We start from the raw sequence: 2,046 nt of genomic DNA, 5'->3' as shown, positions 1-2,046 counted from the left end.
TTTCAATACATCGAGGGATGGTATAACCGCAAGAGGATTCATAGTAGCATTGGTTATAAAACTCCCCAAGCAATAGAAGATCTAGCTAAAAAAGTAGCTTAGATTTAACTTTTTTGTGTCCAAAATATTGACTCAAATCCAAATATGGTAAAAATGCTAAAATTATTAGGTAAGAGGGGTGAACTAATTAAATGATTAAGCCTTTATATGCAGAAAATATTATAGTAGGAATAAAATATAAAAATAAGTTAAATTGGTATATAACTGAATCAGATTTATGGTATTTAGATTATAATCAAGCTGGGTGCCCTCCTAGTGAATATCCAGAAGAAAGAAAAGGCATTAGTATTTTGAATGAGACTACAATAGCTGGTTTTTTAGAAAGAATAGAAAAATATGAACGGTTTACAGAAGATATTAGGTTAGAATTTTTAAGGGAACTAAAAACTAATAGAGAAGAAGCCTATTATGATTATAATCCATGCTTCTTGATAGATTTTGAGCGTTTAATTTTTTATTCTAATTATCCAGAATCAATATCTTTTGAAGAATATATTCCAAATAACTGGAAAGGTTATTTACAACGATTTGATGAGCAAGTACCCTATGAGTATAGATACTGGGAAGATAAGAATAAAAACTATTTAGTTAGAGAGGATTAAGTTATTCAAGAAAATAAATTAACTATGATAAAAGAAACATTTAAAAATGAAGAAACTGGTGAACTAACGCCAGGAGTCACTATAATACTTGATGGAAATGTAAAAAAAGTATTGGAAAGAATTATGGAAAAACAAGGTTATTCGGATTATCCAGAAGCCTTAAAAGAAGTTATTTTTGAAGGGATTCATCATTTTGTGAAAGGGAATAAATAATAAACTGACATATATTCTTAAGGTACAGGGCAATTCCGAAAGGGATATGCCCTTTTTGTGTGCGCCCAGCATGTGTCTATTCTTTAGGGTTCAAGTCCCCAATCGTGAAGGCAGTAGTAACGATTAGCTTAAGACAAGGGTGTCCGTGGCGACGCGGAATCTGAAGGAAGTCGGCGGCAAATCTCCGGTCTGAGGAACACGAACTTCATATAAGGCTAGGTATCATTGGATGAGATTGCACAACAAATCAAAGTCTTACTGCCAAAGGTGATACAGAGTAAATGAAGCAGATAGATGGAGAGGAAGAATATGCGCTTACCTGGGGAGGTCTGACTGGCATGTCGAGTGAACTTGATAACCTTACTTGTGAAAGTAAGGTGAACAGTCAGAAGTCAGCAGAGGTCATAGTACCTATCTTCGCGCAAAGATGGGGAAGGACCGAACAATTAGGAAGAACGATACACTGGACGTTCATTCTTTACGTAGAGGCAGACAATCCAAACGGACTTACTTGAAGGAGGAAATGGTGAATACATGGGGGACTTCAAGATGGCTAAGTGAAGAACGGCACAAACAGAACGTAACGTTCACGAAGAAAGGAATATCAATATGTTGATGAAACAACTACTGTCACGGGAAAATTTAATAACGGCTCTGAAAAGAGTCGAAGCGAACAAGGGAAGTCATGGTGAAGTGAACCCAAAAAGTTAGACACATATTTTAAGCAGCTAATGAGAAATGAGTTCTGTATTGTACATGGCTCATTCCTTTTAATTTTGTTTTAATTCGGCCATTATTGTAGTAGTGAATATATTTTTCTAATTTTAATTGAAAATGAATATAAAGATACATTACCAAAAGAACTAGTACTATTTGGAATCGATTCGGCAGGAAATTTAATCTGCTTTGATTATAAAAATCATGAAGAAAATCCGATTGTTGTCTTTTGGGAACATGAAGATGCATGGGAAAAAGAAGCACTGATGGAAAGTGAAGGGATTACAGCAGAAGAAGCAGAGGAAGTAGCAAGTAACTTCACTGAGTTTTTAAACAAATTACATGATTAATAGATAGTTAAAATAAAAGGGCTGTTCCATAAGTTGGTTTTACTCGCTTATGGAACAGCCCCTTTTGTTTTAGTATAAAAATAGTTTCGATAAAACATTCAAGT

3 protein-coding genes and 2 pseudogenes are annotated in these 2,046 nt (G+C 34.4%); 4 read left to right on the top strand and 1 reads right to left on the bottom strand.

Annotation, left to right across the window (positions count from 1 at the left end; all coding sequences use genetic code 11):
* Nucleotides 1–191: 191 nt before the first annotated feature.
* The 3 genes from BM211_RS25725 to BM211_RS25715 all read left to right on the top strand — a co-directional run bounded on the left by BM211_RS25725 (nt 192) and on the right by BM211_RS25715 (nt 1,390).
* Nucleotides 192–662 (top strand): hypothetical protein, encoded by a 471-nt coding sequence (locus tag BM211_RS25725; protein WP_035431861.1) that lies wholly within the window; start codon nt 192–194, stop codon nt 660–662.
* A gap of 3 nt (nt 663–665) precedes the next feature.
* Nucleotides 666–875, top strand: a complete 210-nt coding sequence (locus tag BM211_RS25720; protein ID WP_035431864.1) for a hypothetical protein — start codon at nt 666–668, stop codon at nt 873–875.
* Nucleotides 876–1,213: 338 nt separating this feature from the next.
* Nucleotides 1,214–1,390 (top strand): hypothetical protein, encoded by a 177-nt coding sequence (locus tag BM211_RS25715; RefSeq protein WP_156107921.1) that lies wholly within the window; start codon nt 1,214–1,216, stop codon nt 1,388–1,390.
* Nucleotides 1,391–1,595: 205 nt separating this feature from the next.
* Here BM211_RS25715 and BM211_RS25710 read toward each other — a convergent pair.
* Nucleotides 1,596–1,697, bottom strand: a pseudogene (locus tag BM211_RS25710) (IS3 family transposase); the annotation flags it as partial.
* Here BM211_RS25710 and BM211_RS25705 point away from each other — a divergent pair.
* A pseudogene (locus BM211_RS25705) lies at nt 1,676–1,942 on the top strand (SMI1/KNR4 family protein); the annotation flags it as partial. The pseudogenes BM211_RS25710 and BM211_RS25705 overlap by 22 nt on opposite strands.
* Between the last annotated feature and the right edge of the window lie 104 nt (nt 1,943–2,046).

Source organism: Bacillus sp. 491mf, from assembly GCF_900112415.1.
GTDB lineage: Bacteria > Bacillota > Bacilli > Bacillales > Bacillaceae_G > Bacillus_A.
The sequence above is the reverse complement of the archived record's forward strand: the minus strand, read 5'-3'. Positions and strand labels throughout refer to the sequence as shown.